We start from the raw sequence: 17620 nt of genomic DNA on the forward strand, positions 1-17620 counted from the left end.
AGTGATGGGATGCCCGAGAGGACACGCGCATGCAGACCGTCTGGCTCACCGGCGCCGAATGGCTAGCCGTCCTCCGCATCGGCCTCGGCCTGTGGTGGCTGGAGAGCTGGCGTCACAAGGACAAGAAGGGCTGGTTCGAGCGCGGCACCGGCATCGCCTGGGCCGCCGACGTCGCGGGCAAGCACAAGTGGCCGCAGGTCAAGAAGGGTTTCGAGACGGTCGTCGCGCCGCGCCCGAAGCTGATGGCGTACGTCGTCGTGTACGCGGAACTGGCCCTGGCCCTGGGCCTGATCTTCGGCTTCCTCACGCCGATCGCCCTGGTCGGCGGTCTCCTCCTCAACCTCCTCTACCTCGTCCTGATGATCCACGACTGGGCCGAGCAGGGACAGAACGCGATGATGGCGCTGATCTCGTTCGTCGCGCTCTTCGCCATGTCCTGGCAGACCTGGTCCCTCGACTCCGCGATCGGACTCTTCTGATGACGACGGCCCCGAAGACGAACGCCAGGGGCGCGGCGACCACCGCCGCCACCCCCGACATCGACGCCTTCACCCGCCCCTACTGGGACGCCGCCGCCGAAGGCCGCCTCCTCCTGCGCCACTGCGCGGCCTGCGACCGCCCCCACCACTACCCCCGCGAGTTCTGCCCGCACTGCTGGAGCGAGGACGTCGACTGGCGGCAGGCGAGCGGCCGGGCCACCCTCTACACCTGGTCCGTCGTCCACCGGAACGACCTCCCGCCCTTCGGCGAGCGCGTGCCGTACGTCGCGGCCGTCGTCGACCTGGCGGAGGGCCCCCGGATGATGACGCAGCTCGTGGACGTACCGGAGGCGGACCTCAGGGTCGGCATGGACCTGACGGTCAGCTTCCGCCCGGAGGGGGACGTCGCCGTCCCCGTCTTCACGACGTCGACCCCCTCGGACCCGGGTGGTCAGCTCACGTAGACCGTGTCGAGGGAGACCCCGAAGCCGTCCACCGCGAGTCCCTTGAGACGCGTGCTGTAGGGCAGCAGGCCCTCCCAACGCGCCACGGGCAGCACCACGCCCTGACGGCAGAGGAGCTCGTCGACGGCGGCCCAGGCCCGCCCGCGCGCCGCACCGTCGCCGACGGGCCCGCCGTACGCGGCCATCGCCCGGTCGATCGCCGCGTGGGCGGCCTTGTCGTCGAAGCGCCCGAGCCCGTACCCGTACGGTGCCTTCACCCGTGTGTCGAAGTAGCCCCGGAAGAACATCGTCGGATCCTTCAGGGGGGCGTCGAGAGTGATCTGGTACACCATCCCCGGCCCCTTCGCGGCGATCTCCGTGGCCTTCCTCGGCTCCGCCTTCGCGTCGAACCCCGCCTTCTTCAGCGCGCCGACGAGCAGCTCCGCCCGTCTCTTCTCGTAGTTGCTCTCCGGGTCGTAGCCGACGTCGAGGAAGTACCCCAGCTTCCCCGCCCGCTGGAGCGCGGCCCGGGCCGCGGCGGGATCGCCGTTCACCGCGCTGCCCCGCACCGCCGCTCCCACGTGCCCGACGATCCCGGGCTGGAGCAGCCGGTCCGTGGCGACGATCCCGAAGGGGGCGACCTCGACGAGGTCCTGCCGTGGGAAGGCGAGGGCGATGGCCTGCCGGACGGCTGCCTCGGGCACCGCCCTGGTGTCCACCGCGTACAGCAGGACGGCTCCGGTGCTGCTCCGCACGGACCTCAGTGCGGGGGAGGAGGCCGAGGGGTCCTCGGGGGCCAGCCGGTCCAGCGATACGAGCGCCGGTCCGGCCGGCGCCGATGCCATCCGCCAGGTCAGCTGGGTTTCTGTGTCCTGCCACTCGAAGCGGTACCGGTCGGGGAGGGCCGTACGGATCGGGTCCGTGGCGGCGCTCCAGTGCGGGTTGCGCACCAGGTGAGGCTGTTCGGCCCCGTCGACCTTGGGGCTGCGCTCGATCCGGTACGGCCCCGATGCCCGCCGGGGAACGGCCTTGGACGCCGGAGCGGGGCCGTCCGGGGCGGGGGTTCCCAGCGGCCCGCAGAGCTGGTGCGGGAATCCCATGTCCGGCTTGTCGAGCCGGTAGACGAGTTTCCGGTCGTCCGCCACCTCGATCGTGCGCACGCCCGCCGCGAGCTCGGCCATGAGCGTGTCCCTCCGCTTCTTGCCCTCCTCGACCATGAGTGTGTGGGCGCGCCGGAGGTGCTCGGCCTTGACGGCGGACCCGTCCTCGTACAGCAGGCCCTCCTTCAGCGTGAAGGTCCAGGTCAGTCCGGAGTCCTGCGTCACCCCCGGATCGGCGGCGAGGTCACCGACGAGCAGCAGGCCGCCGGGCGTGCGCCGGTAGCCGGTGAGGGTACGAAGCAGGAGGGCGCGCAGGTGGCGTACGCCCGTCAGGTACGGAATCCGGGTGATCCGGAAGGACTCAGGTGGTTCGGCCCCGATCAGCACCACCTCGCCCCCGCGCCGGGCCCCCGTGGGGACCTCGGCCGGGCCGACGGAGGAGGCGGCGGAGCCGGTGAGGATGCTGAAGGGCGCGGGGTGGTCGGCGGAGTCGCCGACCCCTTTCCCGCCTCCGCCGAGCACCCCGTACGTGACGGAGCCTCCGGCGGCGACGACCCCCACCCCGGCGAACGCGGCGAGAAGACGACGCCGGGAGGGGCCGGGGTCGGGATCGGGACCGGGCGCAGGCTTGGCTTTGGGCGCGGGCGCGGGCGCGGGTTCGGGTGCGGGTGCGGGTTCGGGCGGCGGCGCGGGCTCGGGCTCGGGCTCGCGTAAGGGTTCGGGCTCGGGCTCGGGCTCGCGTAAGGGTTCGGGCTCGGCGATCCGGTACGACGTCGGGGTGCCGGCCGAAGGTTCGTCGGCGCCGGGGGCCGACGCGTTCTCGGCGACGGCCACGACCTCCGGGAAAGCGGGTGCGGCCGCCGGAGACACACCCGCCGCGTCCAGTCGACCCGCTTCCGGCCGACCCGCCTCCAGCCGACCCACAGCCTCCAGCCGCTCAACCGCCTCCTCCGCGTACGGCCGCCCCTCCGGCTCCTTCGCGAGCATCTCGCCGAGGAGCCCCGCGAGCTCCGCCGACAGCCCCGGCCGGAGCGCTTCGACCGGTGTCGGCGGCTCGTACAGGTGGTGGTGGATGACGGCGGCGAGGGAGCCGGAGGCGAACGGTGTGTGGCCGACGAGGAGTTCGTACAGGACGCAGCCCAGCGAGTAGAGGTCACCGCGCGGGTCCTCGACGGACCGGCCCTTGAACCGCTCCGGTGCCATGTAGAGGACGGTCCCGCTGGGACCTTCCCCCGTGCCGGTGAGGCGGTGGGTGGCGTCGATGAAGGTCGCGACCCCGAAGTCGAGCACTTTCACCAGGTTCTCGTCCGTGAGGAAGACGTTCGCGGGCTTGATGTCCCGGTGGACGATCCCGGCCCGGTGGGCTGTGGCGAGGGCGCGGCAGATCTGGGCGCCGATCCGCGCGACCTCGCCGGGCGCGAGAGGCCCTTCTTCGTGGAGCCGAGCGGCGAGGGTGCGCCCGGCGAGCAGGGGCATGACGAGGTACGGGACCCCGGCGTCGTCGCTGTCCGAGCTGCCGTCCACCGTTCCGTGGTCGTGGAGGGCGACGATGTACGAGCTGTCCAGGACGGCGGCGGCCCGCGCCTCCCGGTGGAAGAGCGCGAGGAGCCGGTTCCGGTCCTCGTCGGGCGTGCCCTCGGGCACGGCGAGCAGCTTCACCGCGACGCGCCGCCCGAGCCGGGTGTCCACCGCGTGCCAGACCACGCCCATGCCTCCGGCGCCTACCTTCTCGACGAGCCGGTAGCGTCCGTCCAACACCTTTCCCTGCATGGGGCCGAGCCTCCTTCCTGGCCCCTACAGAGGGGAGATGTTCCGCCAGAGCTGGCCCGGGTCGGAGCCGCACGTGAACGTCGTGGCGGCGAAGCCGCCGGCCGACAGGCACTTTCCGTCGCTCGTGTTCTTCAGGGTCCGCCCGCCCGAGGTGGAGCTGGCGACCTTCCAGGACTGGGCGCCGGAGCCGTTGCACGCCGCCGTGGTCACGGCGGTGTTGCCGCCGGGCTGGAGGCAGCGCCGGGACGTCTTGTTGACCAGCCGGAAGGTGCCGTTCGCGCCCGGCTCGTAGGTCCAGGCCCAGCTGTAGGTGGTCGCGGGGTTGCTGCCCGGGTCGCCGCACGCCAGGGTGCCGACGAGGGGCCCGAAGCCGCCGTCGTACTCGACCAGGCACTTGCCGCTCGTCCCGTTCTCCAGGGAGTACGTCCCCGAGGGCGCCGAGCCACCGCTGCCGCCGGTGGAGGGTGGGGGAGCGGGCTGGGTGGTGGCGGTGCGGGAGGGCTGGGGAGCGGGCGGCGGGGTGGTGGTCGTGCCCGACCCGCCGGTGGAGCCCGACCCGCCAGTGGAGCCCGACCCGCCGGTGGTGCTCGTGCCGCCGGTGGTGCTCGTGCCGCCGGTCGAACTCGTACTGCCTCCGGAGCCTGTACTGCCTCCGGAACCCGTACTGCCTCCGGAACCCGTACTGCCTCCGGAGCCTGTACTGCCTCCGGAACCAGCGCCGCCTCCGCCCGTACTCGTACCGCCGCCGCTGCCCCCGCCGGTGCTCGTGCCGCCACCCGCGCCACCCGGTGGCGGAACCACCGGCCCCGAGGAGCCCGGGGCGGGCGCTGACGCGGACCCGGACGTGGACGCGGAGGCCGAGGTGGACGGCTTCGCCGACGACGTGCCGCCCGACGGCGAGGTGGACCTGGGCGCCGAGGGTTCCCCCGCACCGCCCGGCTGCGAGACGACGACGGAGGGCGAAGGCGTCACGCCGTCGGCGGCGCTGTCGCGGCCCAGCTGGTACGGCCCCAGGGCGACGGTGAGGGTCGCGCCGGTGGTGACGACCACGGGCAGCGCGAGCATGACGAGCCGCCGGCGCCGGGTGCGTTCCGGGCGTCCGGAGGCGGGGCCCGTGACCGCGAGGACGTCGGGGGAGGCCGTCCCGGGCTCCTTCACGCGCTCCTGGGGCGTGAGCGAGGCGGTGGCGACGTCCGGGTCGGCTGCCTGGGAGGGGTCGTTCCGCTCCAGCTCCGCCAGGTGCTCGGCGCCGGGCGCCTCGGACGCGAACGCGGCCCGTTCGCCGATCCGCCCGGCGACGGCGGCGGGCCAGGCGGCCCCGACGGCCTCCGCCGCCTTCTCGTCGGCGAGGTCGACGAGCTCCGCGGCGGTCGGCCGGTCGGCGGGGTCCTTGGCGAAGCACCGCCGGAGCACCGAGGTGAGCTCGTCGTCGACCTCGGGGAGCCGCCCGAAGTCGGGCTCGCCGTGGACGACGCGGTAGAGGAGGTCGGGCCCGGAGCCGTCGCCGAACGGGGGCCGCCCGTTCGCGGCGTAGAGGACCAGGCTCCCGAGCGCGAACACGTCGGCCGCGCCCGTCAGTTCGCGCTCGGCGACGGCCTGCTCGGGCGCCATGTACGCGGGCGTCCCGATGACCATGCCGGTCCTGGTCAGCCGGCTCTGGTCGGCGGCGCGGGCGACGCCGAAGTCGATGAGGGAGAGCCCGCCCTCGGTGAGCATCACGTTGGACGGCTTGAGGTCGCGGTGCACCATGTCGGCCCCGTGCACGACCGCGAGCCCTGCGGCGGCGCCCCGCAGCAGGCGCCACAGGGCCTCGGAGGGCAGCGGGCCGCCGTGCAGCCGTATCGCCTCGTTCAGGGTGATGCCGGGAATGAACTCGGTCGCGAACCACGGCGGTTTGGCGGTCCGGTCGCTGGCCAGGAGCTTCGTGTTCGCCCCGGCGGGCAGCCGGGCGAGGTTGTCGAGCTCGTGCCCGAAGTGGCTGAGGAAGTCGGCGTCCTCGGCGAGGACGGGGAGCACCCGCTTCACCGCCGCGAAGGTCCCCGGTACGGCCCCGAGGTAGACCCGCCCCATGCCCCCGGACCCGAGCACCCCGAGCAGCCGGAACGCACCGATCTGCCGCGGATCCCCCGCCTCCAGGGGCATGGCCCCGCTGCCGTCGAGCCCGCCGAATCCGGCGCCGCTGTCGGGCTCCCCCTGTATGTCCCCGCGCGTGTCCCCCTGCATGAGCCACACAGTAGCTGAGCGTGTTTCACGTCTGTGTGCAGCCCAAGTGATCGTGCCCATACCGTAGTTGGCACCGTCGCGCGGCTGCCCTCGGGACGTCGCGGGGTATGTCCCGGTAAATCGGTCGACACCGGAACGGCTCATCGGGCAGCCTTCGCCCGATGACCAGAAACAGTGACACGCCGTCCGCCTGGGACGAGCGCACCCAGCTCACCACTTTCCTCGACTACACCCGCGACACCGTCCGCGCGAAGTGCGAGGGCGTCTCCGAGGAGAACGCCCGCAAGGCGCTGCTCCCCGGCTCGCCCCTGATGACCCTGAGCGGACTGGTCAACCACCTCCGCTGGGTCGAGTACTGGTGGTTCACCATGGTCTTCCTCGGTGAGGAGGGCGAGAACCTCCCGTGGATCGACGACGACGACCCCGACCGCGAGATGCGGATCGCGCTGGACTTCCCGATCGAGCAGCTCCTCGCGGAGTACGCCGAACAGAGCGCCCGCTACCGCGAGCTGGTGGCCGCGCACGACCTGGACACCAAGGCGAAGCGCCCGATCCGCGGCGGCCTCCAGGTCGACCTGCGCTGGATCCTCCTCCACCTCACCGAGGAGACCGCCCGCCACAACGGCCACCTCGACATCCTCCGCGAGCTGCTCGACGGCGTGACGGGCGACTAGGTCTGTCCGGCGTATCCGGCGTATCCGGCGTGTCCGGCGTGCCAGACGTGCCCGACGTGCCCGGCGGATCGTGGCCGGGGTCGCGCCCCCGTACGGGCCCCAGGGGGTTTCCGCTCCCCCTCAGTTCCAGACGAAGAGTTCCGCTCCCGCGGTGACCTCGCCGGACTCGGCCACGCCGCTCAGCTGGTCCGCCGACGCCTCCAGGGCGACGACCGGGGAGATGGGGGAGTACCCGGCGCCTTCGACGGTCGCCGGGTTCCACCGGATGACGGCCTGGCCGCGCTTGACCCGGTCGCCCTTGTCGACGAGGAGGTCGAAGCCCTCGCCGTTCAGCTTGACGGTGTCGATGCCGAGGTGCGTGAGGACGCCGTGCCCTTCCTCGCTCATCACGACGAACGCGTGCGGGTGGAGGGAGACGATCTGGCCGTCCACGGGGGACACGGCCTCGATGATCCCGCGGATGGGGTCCACGGCGGTGCCGGGCCCGACCATCGCCCCGGCGAAGACGGGGTCGGGCACGTTGGCGAGTCCGACGGCGCGGCCGGGGAGCGGCGAGGTCACGGTGGTCATGGCGGGGGCCTTCCTGCGAAGGGGGCGGGGGGACGACGGTCCGGTCCCGTGCCCAACGATCACGAGTGGCAGGAGGTGCTGTTACGCGACGGCGGCGGCGGCCAGGAAGGCGAAGGCGGCGATGATGACCGCCACGCGGACGTAGTGGTACCGGTCCCAGCGGTCCGACTGCTCCTGCCAGTCCGCCGGCCGGTTCTCGGGCGTCCAGGTCTTGCTGCGGTTGTTGATCGGGACGAGCAGCAGGACCGACATGAGCACGCTGACGACGAGCAGCGCCCCCGCCGTGACGACGAGGCCGGTCCCCGCCTCGCCCCAGGCGACGGCGGCCCAGATCCCCGACAGGACGAGCGAGCCGATGTACCAGAACGGCATGACGGCCCCGAGCATCCGGCCGCCGTGGGCACGGCCGAGCTGACCGGCGTCGCCGGGGAGGGCCTTGAAGATCCGGTTCATGACGAAGGAGACGGAGAACTCCACCCCCACCATCACGCCGACGACCACGATGGTGGAGACCTGAAGTGCGTGGAACATGGTGCGACCCTCCCGGGGCGGGATCTAGCATTGCTAGCTGATGAATCAATGCTAGACCTGCTGTCGCTCGATTGTCTAGCGGTGCTAGAATTTCGAGCATGTCAGTACAGGAGCGCAAGCAGCGCGAGCGGGCGGACCGTGAGCGGCTCATCGTGGCGACGGCCCGCGAGCTCGCCGAACAGCAGGGCTGGGAGGCGGTCACCACCCGCCGGCTCGCCGAGCGCATCGAGTACAGCCAGCCCGTCCTCTACAGCCACTTCCGCGGCAAGCGGGAGATCATCGGCGCCGTCGCCCTCGAAGGCGCCGCCGAACTGGCCGGAGCCCTGCGCGCCGCCACCGCCGCCGCCTCGGCGGACGGCCCCCGCGCCCGGGTCCTGGCTCTGGCCGGCGCGTACCTCGCCTACGCCGAGGAGAACCCGGCGGTCTACGACGCCATGTTCCAGCTCGACGGCGGCCTGACCTTCGCGCAGGAGGACACCCCCGCGCCCCTGAAGGACGCCTTCGCCGCGCTCCTGGAGACCCTCGGCGAGGTCGCGGGGGAGGGTGTCCACCGGGGCCTCTTCACCGAACTCTTCTGGGCCTGCCTCCACGGCCTGGCCACGCTGACCCGCGAGGGCCGGCTGCCGATGGGGGAGGGCGAGCACCGGTTGGAGCTGCTGGTGGACCGACTCGCCGCCTTCTGACGCCCTCCGACGCCCTCCGATGCCCTCTCGCCACGGCAAAGGGCGGAGGCCGCCTTTCCCACTCGGAGGGCGGTCCCACCAGGAGCCCACGCGAAACCCCCACCCCCGGGGCCTCGGGAATCTCACCTCTTCGCATGCTCCTCTTCCCTTGCGCCGTAAGGGTGTTGGAGGATTTTCCTATGAACCCGCCTCCGAACGGACCCGCCCACGCCTACCTCGCCGCGCTCACCGAGCGCCTCGCGGCCGACGGCTGCACCGTGACCTCGCCGCCCTGGCGCGATCACTCCGTGGTGGCCGCCGCCCGGGGCGACCGCAAGGCCCGCTGGATGGGGACGAAGGTCGAGCTGTTCGTCTTCGCGAGCGTCGTCCCCGAGGTCGATCTGACCACGCTCGGGGAGTTCACCGGGTGGGCCATGAGCTACGCCAAGGGGCTGCGCAGCGGGTTCTCCGGTGCCCGCAACGCGGCCTTCGTGCTCCCCGCCCTCGTCAGTGACCGCGTCCAGCCCGAGGCGGCCCAGTGGGCCGCCGAGGACGCCCGGCTCCTCGGCACGACCCTGATCGGCCGCCCGATCACGGTCCAGGCCGTTCCTCAGGCCCGCCGCGTCACGATGTACCGGGGCGGCACCGTCCTGGGCGGCATGTTCACGAAGCACGTCATGACGAAGGCCGCCCTCTACTTCCCGTGAGGTCTCGCCTCCCGCGTCCATCCCATCAGTTTCAGGATCTCGGGTGCGGCCTCCGCCAGCGTCGTGAAGTGGCGGTGGCCCTCGCCCGCCGCCGGCCCGTTCACCGTCCACACCGTCATCCCCGCCGCGAGGCCGGACCGTACGCCCGACGGCGCGTCCTCGATCACCAGGCATTCGGTCGGGTCCGCGCCGAGCCTCTCCGCCGCCAGCAGGTACGGGACCGGGGACGGCTTCCCCTCCGTCACCGCCGCCGCGTCCACGACGAGACCCGGCAGCGGGAGGCCGGTGCGGGCGAACCGTCCCCGGACCCGGTGCTCGTAGTTCGAGGTGACGAGCGCCCACCGGTCCGCCGGCAGCGCGGCGAGCAGTTCGGCCGCGCCCGCGAAGGCCTCGTACGAGCCCGTACGGACGTCCTCGTCCTCCAGCTCGTGCAGGAGGGCGAGGCACGCGTCGGGGTCCTCCCCGGGGGCGACGGCCGCGAACGTCTCCACGGGCCGCGTCCGCAGCGCCACCGCGTACACCTCGGTGCCGTCGAGCCCGTACCGTGCCGCCCACCGGTGCCACATGCGGCGCTGGTTCTCGACGGCGTCCATCAGCGTCCCGTCGACGTCGAAGAGGACGTACTTCACGGCAGAAACGATCATCCCCGGATGGTAGGCGGCGCCCGGGGTTCGCCGATGGCGTCGTCCATCGGAGTGCCGTCGTCGCCGAAGAGGATGCACCGGGCCGGGGCGGCGGGGAGACCCCAGGCATGAAGAGAACCCTCGCGTACCCCGCCCTCGCCGTCGTCACCCTCCTCGGCCTGGGACTCACCGGCCCCGCGGCCGCGTCCCCCGACCCGGGTGACACCGCAGCCGTCGAAGCAGCCGTCACGGCCCCCACGCCCGCCACCCGCCTCCACCTCACGGTCACCGACGCGACGGGCGCGGTGACGGAGGTCTTCCTCGGCTGCCGCCCCACGGGCGGGAACCACCCGAGCGCCACCCTGGCCTGCGGAGCCCTCCACGAGGTGGCCGGCGACCTCGACGCGCTGAAGGGCGACCCGGACATGCCCTGCACGGACGAGTACGCACCCGTCACGGCGACGGCCGAGGGCACGTACGACAAGGTGCCGGTGGCGTGGGAGAAGACGTACGGGAACGCGTGCGAGCTGAAGGCGGCGACGACGCCGGTCTTCGCGTTCTGACGGACTCCCCGCCCCGGCCGGACGTCCGTCGACGCGGAGAGCGGCCACGGGCTGGTGCTCGTGGCCGCGCTCACGGCGGGGTGGGGGTGCGGAAGCGGTGTGTGGGGAAGACGGTGTGGGCGGTGGTGCCGGTGGGGGGGTCAGAACACGGGGGACCATCCATCGGCGATGTAGAACTTGATGCCGGGTTTGAAGGGGGCGCGCGAGTCGCCGGTGCCCTTGTAGAAGTACAGGCTGGAGTTGATGCCTGTCAGCAGGTCCGCCCGGCCGTCGCGGTCGAGGTCGCCGATGCCGACGACGTCCTTGTACTGGTTCCAGCCGGCGCCGATGCGGGTGCGGGTGCCGAAGGTGCCGTCGCCCTTGCCGAGGTGGAGCCAGAGGACGCCGTCCTTGTCGCGGCCGACGAGGTCTCCGGCGGGACTGCCGGCGAGGTTCCCGGTGGCGACGATCTTGTTGTAGGTGTTGTAGCCGGTTCCGACCTTCGTGGGGCTGGTGAAGGGGCGGGTCGCGTCGCCGGTGCCCTTGTGGAGCCAGAGCCCCCCTGCCTTGTCGACGCCCAGGAGGTCTGGCTTGCCGTTGCTGGTGAAGTCGCCTCCGGCGGTGAGCTGGGTGTAGATGTTCCAGCCCCAGCCGATCTTCACGCGGGTGGAGAAGGCGCGGCCCGTGCCCTGGTGGAGCCAGAGGGCGCCGGTCTTGTCGCGGGCGACGAGGTCCGGGTAGGGGGTGCCGCCGACGTGGCCCGGGGTGAGGAGCTGGTCGTACGTGTTCCAGCCGCTGGAGCCGATGATCTCCGGCGGATGCTGGTACGTCAGCTCAGACGGCACATCGATGTTGTAGAGGACCAGCCGACCGTCGTACGTGCGCATGAGCGGGTCCGGGGCGCCGTTGTCGTTGAAGTCGTGCGGGACGGTCTTGCGGACGATCTTGAAGGAGCCGGTCCTGTCCAGGGCGGGGCCGTTCGGGTCGAAGTACGTCCCGCGAAGACGCCAGGTGTAGTCGCCGTTGGGGAGGGGAACTTCGCCGCCCACCCTGGTCGGATCCACCCAGGGGAAGCGGTACACCTCGTCCGCTTCCCTGGCGTAGACACGGTGCGTCCACGTCCGCTTGGTCGCCTTGTGGGTCAGCTCGACGCTCACGCGGGCGATCGGGTAACTGAGCTTCCAGCCCAGGGCCTTGGGCGTCCCGGGCTGGTCGAGGGCGAACGTCCCGGAGGCGGCCTGGCTCACCAGCGTCAGGTTGGTGGAATCGCCCGTACTCGCCACGAGCGCGACGGGCGGCCGGGTGGCGCCGTCGCGGGGGTCGATGCGGTACAGGCCCTCTCCCTGGGTGAACGTCCCGCCTCGCACCATCAGGCTTCCATCGGCGCTGCTGGCGGACAGCACTGTGTTGTCCAGGAGCGTGACGGGAGCACCAGTGGCGGTGAGGGAACGGGCCATGAGCGGGGCCGCGACCCTGAACGGGTACTGCGCGGAGTTCTCGCTCCGCGCGTATGTCAGCCAGTCGCCCACCATCCGCACGGTGACGTGTTCGAACGCACCCAGGTCGTACCGCACGGTCGCGGTCGTTCCCCGAGGGGTCACCGCCGCCACCGACTTGAACTGGCTGGGCTTCTCGACCCAGGCGATGCGGGTGGCCGACACGTCGATGTTGCCCGTGGCCGTGGCGGGTAGGTCGTACCGCTCGACGACCGCGTGCGACGCGATGTCCACGACGGCCAGGCGGTTCTGCGGGGAACCGTTGACGGTGGCGGAGTACCGGACGGCGATGATGTCGGGTCCCTGCGGAGAGACCGCGCCGATCACGGCGTCGGCGGGGAAGCCGGTCACGGCATCGTCGAAGAGGACGCCCGCCCGCTTGCCGATGACGTGGAGATCGGTGCCGCCGGTCGCGTTGACCTTCCTCGCGACGATGTCCGCGCCCGCGTACGAGGCGATCGTGTAGCCCGCGCCGAGGGGGTTGAGGTCGAGCTCCAGGACGGTGCCCGTGCTCATGTCGTGCATGGCGTACCGGCCGCCTCCGAGGACCTGCGGCACGATGTCGGTCTCGGCCGAGTAGCCGTACGTACCGGCGGGGAGGACGGTCGTGACCCCGTCACGGTGACGCGTCCACCGCTGGATGCTGGTGGTGTCGCTGTCGGTGTACTGCCTGCTGCCGTAACCCTCGGGACCGGAGCCCCAGATGTACGCGTCCTTCGGGAACGGCGGGACGTCGGCGACCGTGTCGCTCGTCGAGGCCGCCACGCCGGCCCCCGTCACCGCCCCCGCCGGCCCAGCGGCGAGCGACCCCACCGTCAGGGACAGCGACGCGGTGACGGCGAGCGCGGCGGCCAGCCGGAAGTGCGACGTACGGGCCGTGCGGGGCGTGCGGTACGAACGGGCCGTACGGGACGTGCGGGACAAGAGAGTGCTCCCCCCGGGGGACGCGGGGCGACGCTCGTCGTCGCACCACCAGCCCCAAGACCCCCACGGGTACCGAAAGGTTGTACGGGAACACGCGTCGATCGCGCCGGGCGCGTCGAGTACGTCAGGTCGTCGCCCGGTCCCGCAGCGCCGTCTGCCAAGCCGGTGCCGGGATGCTCGGCGCCAGTTCCGCGCGCCGCCCGCCCTGGGCGAAGAAGTCGACCAGCGGGAGGAGGCCCGCGCCGACCGTCACCGCCTCCGGGCCGAGCGTGCCGAGGGCGATCTCCGTGCGGTCGCCGGGGTGGCGGAGCGCGTACGCGCGGGCGTGGTCGGACACGGCGGCGAGGAAGCGGGCGCCGAGCTGGAGGCCCGCCCAGCCGCCGACGAGGATCCGCTCGGGCTGGAAGAGGTTGATGAGGTCGGCCATGCCCGCGCCGAGGTACTCGGCGGTCTCCTCCAGGACGGCGAGGGCCGCCGCGTCGGGGGCGCCGTCGGCGGGGTACGCGGCGGCGAGCATCGCGGTGAGGGCGGTCTCCTCGTCGGCGCCGGCCGGCGGCTCGCCGCCCGCCTCGCGCCACCGTTCGAGGAGCGCCTCGGCGCCCGCGTACGCCTCCAGGCAGCCCTGGGCGCCGCAGCGGCAGCGCCGGCCCCGGACGCGTACGGTCAGGTGGCCCCACTCCAGGGCCCGCCCGTGGCCCAGCGGGTCGGTCACGACGCAGGCGCCGACGCCCGAGCCGAAGAGGACGACGACGGCGCTGCCCGCGCCCCGGCCGGAGCCGAACCACATCTCGGCCTGGCCGAGGGTCTTGGCGCCGTTCTCGATCCGGTAGGGGACCTCCGGCGGCAGGTCGACGGCTTCGCGGAGGAGCCGTTCGAGGGGGACGGCGTCCCAGCCGATGGTCTGGCCGTGGACGACGGCGCCGCCGTCGGCGGTGTGCTCGACGATGCCGGGGACGCCGACGCCGACGCCGAGGAGTCGCTCCGCGTCGACACCGGCGGTCCGCAGGACCTCCGCGATGCCGTCGCGCAGGTGGCGGACCACGACCCCGACCTCGTACCGATCGGTGCGGGGTCCTGAGGTGGCCAACGGGCGTTCGGTGCGGGCGAGTTCGGTGAGTGCGAGGTCGAACAGCTCGATCCGTACGCGGGTCTCGCCGATGTCGACGCCGATCATGCAGCCGCTGGCGGGGGCGATCCTCAGCAGGGTGCGGGGGCGGCCGCCGGCCGAGTCGACGCTGCCGGCCTCCTCGACGAGGCCCTCGGTGACCAGTTCGGAGACGACGTTGCTGATGGATCCGGAGCTGAGCCCGGTCGCGGGGCCCAGTTTCAGGCGGCTCATCGGACCGTCGAAGTAGAGCCTCCGCAGCACCGCCGTCCGGTTCTCGCGCCGCAGGTCGCGCACTGTGCGGCCACTCTTCGCGTGCACTCTCGTCCCCGTCCGTCGTAGTCGTCGGCTGCAACATACCCGCACGAAAGCCTGGGCGCGAAGCCTTGACGCGACTTTCTCATGGGGTTTAACTCACATCCTAAATTAAGCCGATGCGGCGGAGAGCGGTCCGGGCGCTCCCCTTGTCGGTACTCCCGCCTTCCCTGAAAGGGACCAGGAGCCATGCGCAGAATCAGAGCCGCCGTCACGGGTGCCGTCACCCTCTCCCTCGCTCTCACCGCGACCGCCTGTGGCGGTGGAGGGGACGACGGCGGCCAGGCGAAGAAGACCCTGACGTACTGGGCGACGAACCAGGGCTCCAGCCTGGAGGTCGACAAGAACGTCCTCCAGCCGGAACTGGACGAGTTCGAGCGCCAGACCGGCGTCAAGGTCAAGCTGGAGGTGATCCCGTGGTCCGACCTCCTCAACCGGATCCTCACCGCCACCACCTCGGGCCAGGGCCCCGACGTCCTCAACATCGGCAACACCTGGAGCGCCTCCCTCCAGGCCACCGGCGCCCTGCTCCCCTGGGACGCGAAGAACTTCGAGGCGATCGGCGGGAAGGACCGCTTCGTCGACTCGGCCCTCGGCTCCACCGGCGCCCCCGGGCAGGACCCGGCCGCCGTCCCGCTTTACTCCATGGCCTACGCCCTCTACTACAACAAGCAGATGTTCAAGGACGCCGGCATAGCCAAGCCGCCGACGACCTGGGACGAGGTCGTCGCCGCCGGCAAGAAGCTCAGCAAGAACGGCAAGTCCGGCATCGGCGTCGAGGGCTCCAACCTCTCCAACAACATCCACCAGGTCTTCGTCCTCGCCAAGCAGCACGGCGCCGACTTCTTCACCTCCGACGGCAAGCCCGACTTCACCTCCGACGGCGCCGTCGCCGCCGTCAAGCAGTACGTCGACCTCATGGCCGCCGACAAGATCGTCGCCCCGGGCAACGCCGAGTACGCCCAGAACCAGTCGCTCAGCGACTTCGCCAAGGACCGGACCGGCATGGTCCTCTGGCAGACCCCGTCCCAGACCTTCGCCTCCCAGGGCATGTCCGAGGACGAGTGGGGCGTCGTCCCCGCCCCCGTGCCCTCCGGCAAGCCGGGCACCGGCACCGCCGTCAACTCCATGGTCGCGGGCATCAACATGGCCGTCTTCAAGAACACCAAGAACCTCGACGGCGCCCTGAAGTTCGTGAAGTACATGACCAGCGACGAGCAGCAGGTCGACCTCAACAAGACCTACGGCTCCGTGCCGCCGGTCAAGACCGCGCAGAAGGACGCGGCCTTCTCCGGGCCCTCCCTCGCCGTCATCCGCGACACCCTCTCCACCAGCGCCGCCGCCCTCCCGCAGGTCCCGGCGGAGTCCCAGTTCGAGACCGTCGTCGGCACCGCCGTCAAGGAGCTGTTCGCCGACGCCGCCGCCGGCCGGCCCGTCACCACCGAGTCCGTGAAGGCCAAGCTCGACAAGGCCCAGCAGCAGATGGCGAAGAAGTAGGCACCCGCACCATGACGAAGAAGTAGGCATCCGCCCCATGACCCAGACCGCCGTCACCCCCGAGCGGGAGCCGGCGGTGCGGGGGGCCACACCCGGAGGGGCGCGCGCCAAGCGCCGCACCGCACGCCGCTCCGGGCACCGCCGCCGCCTCGCACTGCCCTACGTCCTGCTCCTGCCCGCCCTGCTCCTCGAACTCCTCGTCCACCTCGTGCCGATGCTCATGGGCATCGCCATGAGCTTCAAGGAGCTCACCCAGTTCTACATCCGGGACTGGGCGGCCGCCCCCTGGTCGGGACTCGACAACTTCACGGTCTCGCTCGACTTCGACGCGGCCGTCGGCCAGTCCCTGCTGAAGTCCTTCCTGACCACCTGCCAGTTCACCGTGCTCTCGGTGGGCCTGTGCTGGCTCCTCGGCACGGCCGCCGCGGTCCTCCTCCAGGAGAACTTCCGGGGCCGGGGCGTCCTGCGCACCCTCTTCCTCGTCCCGTACGCGCTGCCCGTCTACGCCGCCGTCATCACCTGGGCGTTCATGTTCCAGCGCGACAACGGGGTCATCAACCACGTCCTCCACGACCAGCTCGGCATCGGCGACAGCCCCGCCTTCTGGCTCATCGGGGACAACAGCTTCTGGGCCCTGCTCGCCGTCTCCGTCTGGAAGGGCTGGCCCTTCGCCTTCCTGACCGTCATGGCCGGTCTCCAGAACATCCCCCGGGACATGTACGAGGCCGCCGCCCTCGACGGGGCCGGCGTGTGGAAGCAGATCCGGCACATCACCCTGCCGTCCCTGCGCCCCGTCAACCAGGTCCTCGTCCTCGTCCTCTTCCTCTGGACGTTCAACGACTTCAACACGCCGTTCGTCCTCTTCGGCGAGGCGGCGCCGGAAGCCGCCGACCTCATCTCGCTCCACATCTACCAGTCGTCCTTCCAGACCTGGAACTTCGGCACCGGCTCGGCCATGTCCGTGCTCCTGCTGCTCTTCCTCCTCCTCGTCACGGGCGTCTACCTGCTGCTCACCAGCCGCGGAAGGAAGGCCTCCGATGTCTGACGCCCGGCACGGGAGCCCGGTCCGCCGGCGCTCCCCGATGGCCCCGCCCGCCTCCTTCCTCTGGACCCGGCGGATCGTCCTCACCCTCCTCACCGGCTTCGTCCTGCTGCCCGTGTACGTGATGGTCTCCAGCTCCCTGAAGCCGCTGGAGGACGTGTCCGGCAAGTTCGAGTGGATCCCCTCCGGGCTCACCGTCGCCCCGTACTTCGACATCTGGGAGACGGTCCCGCTCGCCGACTACTTCGTGAACTCGATCGTCGTCGCGGGCGGCGCCACGGTCCTCTCGGTGATCGTCGCGGTCTTCGCCGCGTACGCCGTCAGCCGCTACACCTTCCGCGGCAAGCGGGTCTTCACCGTCACCGTCCTGTCGACGCAGATGTTCCCCGGCATCCTCTTCCTGCTGCCGCTCTTCCTCATCTACGTCAACCTCGGCAACGCCACCGGCATCGCACTCTTCGGCTCCCGCGAGGGCCTGATCCTCACCTATCTGACCTTCTCGCTGCCGTTCTCCATCTGGATGCTCACCGGGTACTTCGACTCGATCCCGCGCGAGCTGGACGAGGCGGCGAAGGTCGACGGCTGCGGCCCGGTCACGGCGCTGTTCCGGGTGATCGTGCCCGCCGCCCGGCCCGGCATCGTCGCCGTCGCGATCTACGCCTTCATGACGGCCTGGGGCGAGGTCCTCTTCGCCTCCGTCATGACCACCGACAGCACCCGCACGCTCGCCGTCGGACTCCAGGGCTACGCCACCCTGAACGACGTCTACTGGAACCAGGTGATGGCGGCCTCCCTCGTGGTGAGCGTCCCCGTCGTCGTCGGGTTCCTCCTGCTCCAGCGCTACCTCGTCGCCGGGCTCACCGCGGGTGCCGTCAAGTGACCGCCACCCCGCTCCGTACGCCCCGTACCCCTCGTAC

At 71.7% G+C, this 17620-nt stretch carries 16 protein-coding genes; 9 read left to right on the plus strand and 7 right to left on the minus strand.

Annotated elements, in window-relative coordinates:
• The first annotated feature begins 29 nt into the window (after positions 1–29).
• Entirely contained in the window at positions 30–479 is a 450-nt protein-coding gene (locus AB0G79_RS04350; RefSeq protein ID WP_360799929.1) for a DoxX family membrane protein, read from the plus strand.
• On the plus strand, positions 479–943 hold the full coding sequence (locus AB0G79_RS04355) for a Zn-ribbon domain-containing OB-fold protein (RefSeq protein ID WP_360799932.1): 465 nt from the start codon (positions 479–481) through the stop codon (positions 941–943). Before AB0G79_RS04350 ends, AB0G79_RS04355 begins: the two co-directional genes overlap by 1 nt.
• On the opposite strand, the gene AB0G79_RS04360 is transcribed toward AB0G79_RS04355, so the two are convergent.
• Together AB0G79_RS04360 and AB0G79_RS04365 are read right to left on the minus strand one after the other, a co-directional pair.
• On the minus strand, positions 931–3792 hold the full coding sequence (locus AB0G79_RS04360; protein WP_360799934.1) for an ABC transporter substrate-binding protein: 2862 nt from the start codon (positions 3790–3792) through the stop codon (positions 931–933). The genes AB0G79_RS04355 and AB0G79_RS04360 overlap by 13 nt on opposite strands.
• A 24-nt stretch (positions 3793–3816) precedes the next feature.
• Positions 3817–6015, minus strand: a complete 2199-nt coding sequence (locus AB0G79_RS04365; protein ID WP_360799937.1) for a protein kinase — start codon at positions 6013–6015, stop codon at positions 3817–3819.
• A gap of 161 nt (positions 6016–6176) precedes the next feature.
• Here AB0G79_RS04365 and AB0G79_RS04370 point away from each other — a divergent pair, with 161 nt between their 5' ends.
• Positions 6177–6689, plus strand: coding sequence for a DinB family protein (locus tag AB0G79_RS04370; RefSeq protein WP_360799939.1), 513 nt, complete (start codon positions 6177–6179; stop codon positions 6687–6689).
• A gap of 120 nt (positions 6690–6809) precedes the next feature.
• Here AB0G79_RS04370 and AB0G79_RS04375 read toward each other — a convergent pair whose 3' ends face one another.
• Entirely contained in the window at positions 6810–7259 is a 450-nt protein-coding gene (locus AB0G79_RS04375) for a PTS glucose transporter subunit IIA (RefSeq protein WP_360799942.1), read from the minus strand.
• Positions 7260–7340: 81 nt separating this feature from the next.
• On the minus strand, positions 7341–7790 hold the full coding sequence (locus AB0G79_RS04380; protein WP_360799945.1) for a DUF1772 domain-containing protein: 450 nt from the start codon (positions 7788–7790) through the stop codon (positions 7341–7343).
• 98 nt (positions 7791–7888) lie between these two features.
• On the opposite strand from AB0G79_RS04380, the gene AB0G79_RS04385 reads away from it, so the two are divergent.
• Both AB0G79_RS04385 and AB0G79_RS04390 read left to right on the plus strand, forming a co-directional pair.
• Positions 7889–8473, plus strand: coding sequence for a TetR/AcrR family transcriptional regulator (locus AB0G79_RS04385; RefSeq protein ID WP_360799948.1), 585 nt, complete (start codon positions 7889–7891; stop codon positions 8471–8473).
• A 179-nt stretch (positions 8474–8652) separates the two neighbouring features.
• Positions 8653–9159 carry a hypothetical protein gene (locus AB0G79_RS04390; protein ID WP_360799951.1) on the plus strand — a complete coding sequence of 169 codons (507 nt, stop codon included), beginning with the start codon at positions 8653–8655 and terminating at the stop codon, positions 9157–9159.
• On the opposite strand, the gene AB0G79_RS04395 is transcribed toward AB0G79_RS04390, so the two are convergent.
• A complete protein-coding gene (locus AB0G79_RS04395) occupies positions 9147–9803 on the minus strand; it encodes an HAD-IA family hydrolase (RefSeq protein WP_360799954.1) in 657 nt (218 codons plus the stop codon). The two genes, AB0G79_RS04390 and AB0G79_RS04395, sit on opposite strands and share 13 nt — an antisense overlap.
• Positions 9804–9910: 107 nt before the next feature.
• Here AB0G79_RS04395 and AB0G79_RS04400 point away from each other — a divergent pair, with 107 nt between their 5' ends.
• Positions 9911–10345, plus strand: a complete 435-nt coding sequence (locus tag AB0G79_RS04400; protein WP_360799957.1) for an SSI family serine proteinase inhibitor — start codon at positions 9911–9913, stop codon at positions 10343–10345.
• Between the two features lie 140 nt (positions 10346–10485).
• Here AB0G79_RS04400 and AB0G79_RS04405 read toward each other — a convergent pair whose 3' ends face one another.
• The gene (locus AB0G79_RS04405) at positions 10486–12744 is read right to left on the minus strand and encodes a VCBS repeat-containing protein (RefSeq protein ID WP_360799960.1); all 2259 of its coding nucleotides are present in this window, start codon (positions 12742–12744) and stop codon (positions 10486–10488) included.
• A 124-nt stretch (positions 12745–12868) separates the two neighbouring features.
• Positions 12869–14170, minus strand: coding sequence for an ROK family transcriptional regulator (locus AB0G79_RS04410; RefSeq protein WP_360799962.1), 1302 nt, complete (start codon positions 14168–14170; stop codon positions 12869–12871).
• A 183-nt stretch (positions 14171–14353) separates the two neighbouring features.
• On the opposite strand from AB0G79_RS04410, the gene AB0G79_RS04415 reads away from it, so the two are divergent.
• From AB0G79_RS04415 to AB0G79_RS04425, 3 genes are read left to right on the plus strand one after another with little or no spacing between them, the layout of a single operon-like run.
• On the plus strand, positions 14354–15661 hold the full coding sequence (locus AB0G79_RS04415) for an extracellular solute-binding protein (protein WP_360799964.1): 1308 nt from the start codon (positions 14354–14356) through the stop codon (positions 15659–15661).
• 37 nt (positions 15662–15698) lie between these two features.
• Positions 15699–16706, plus strand: a complete 1008-nt coding sequence (locus AB0G79_RS04420) for a sugar ABC transporter permease (protein WP_360799966.1) — start codon at positions 15699–15701, stop codon at positions 16704–16706.
• Positions 16699–17583 (plus strand): carbohydrate ABC transporter permease, encoded by an 885-nt coding sequence (locus AB0G79_RS04425; protein WP_360799969.1) that lies wholly within the window; start codon positions 16699–16701, stop codon positions 17581–17583. The genes AB0G79_RS04420 and AB0G79_RS04425 overlap by 8 nt, the downstream gene beginning before the upstream one ends.
• The last annotated feature ends 37 nt before the right edge of the window (positions 17584–17620 follow it).

The sequence above is a fragment of the Streptomyces sp. NPDC020807 genome (assembly GCF_040641575.1).
Classification (GTDB): domain Bacteria; phylum Actinomycetota; class Actinomycetes; order Streptomycetales; family Streptomycetaceae; genus Streptomyces.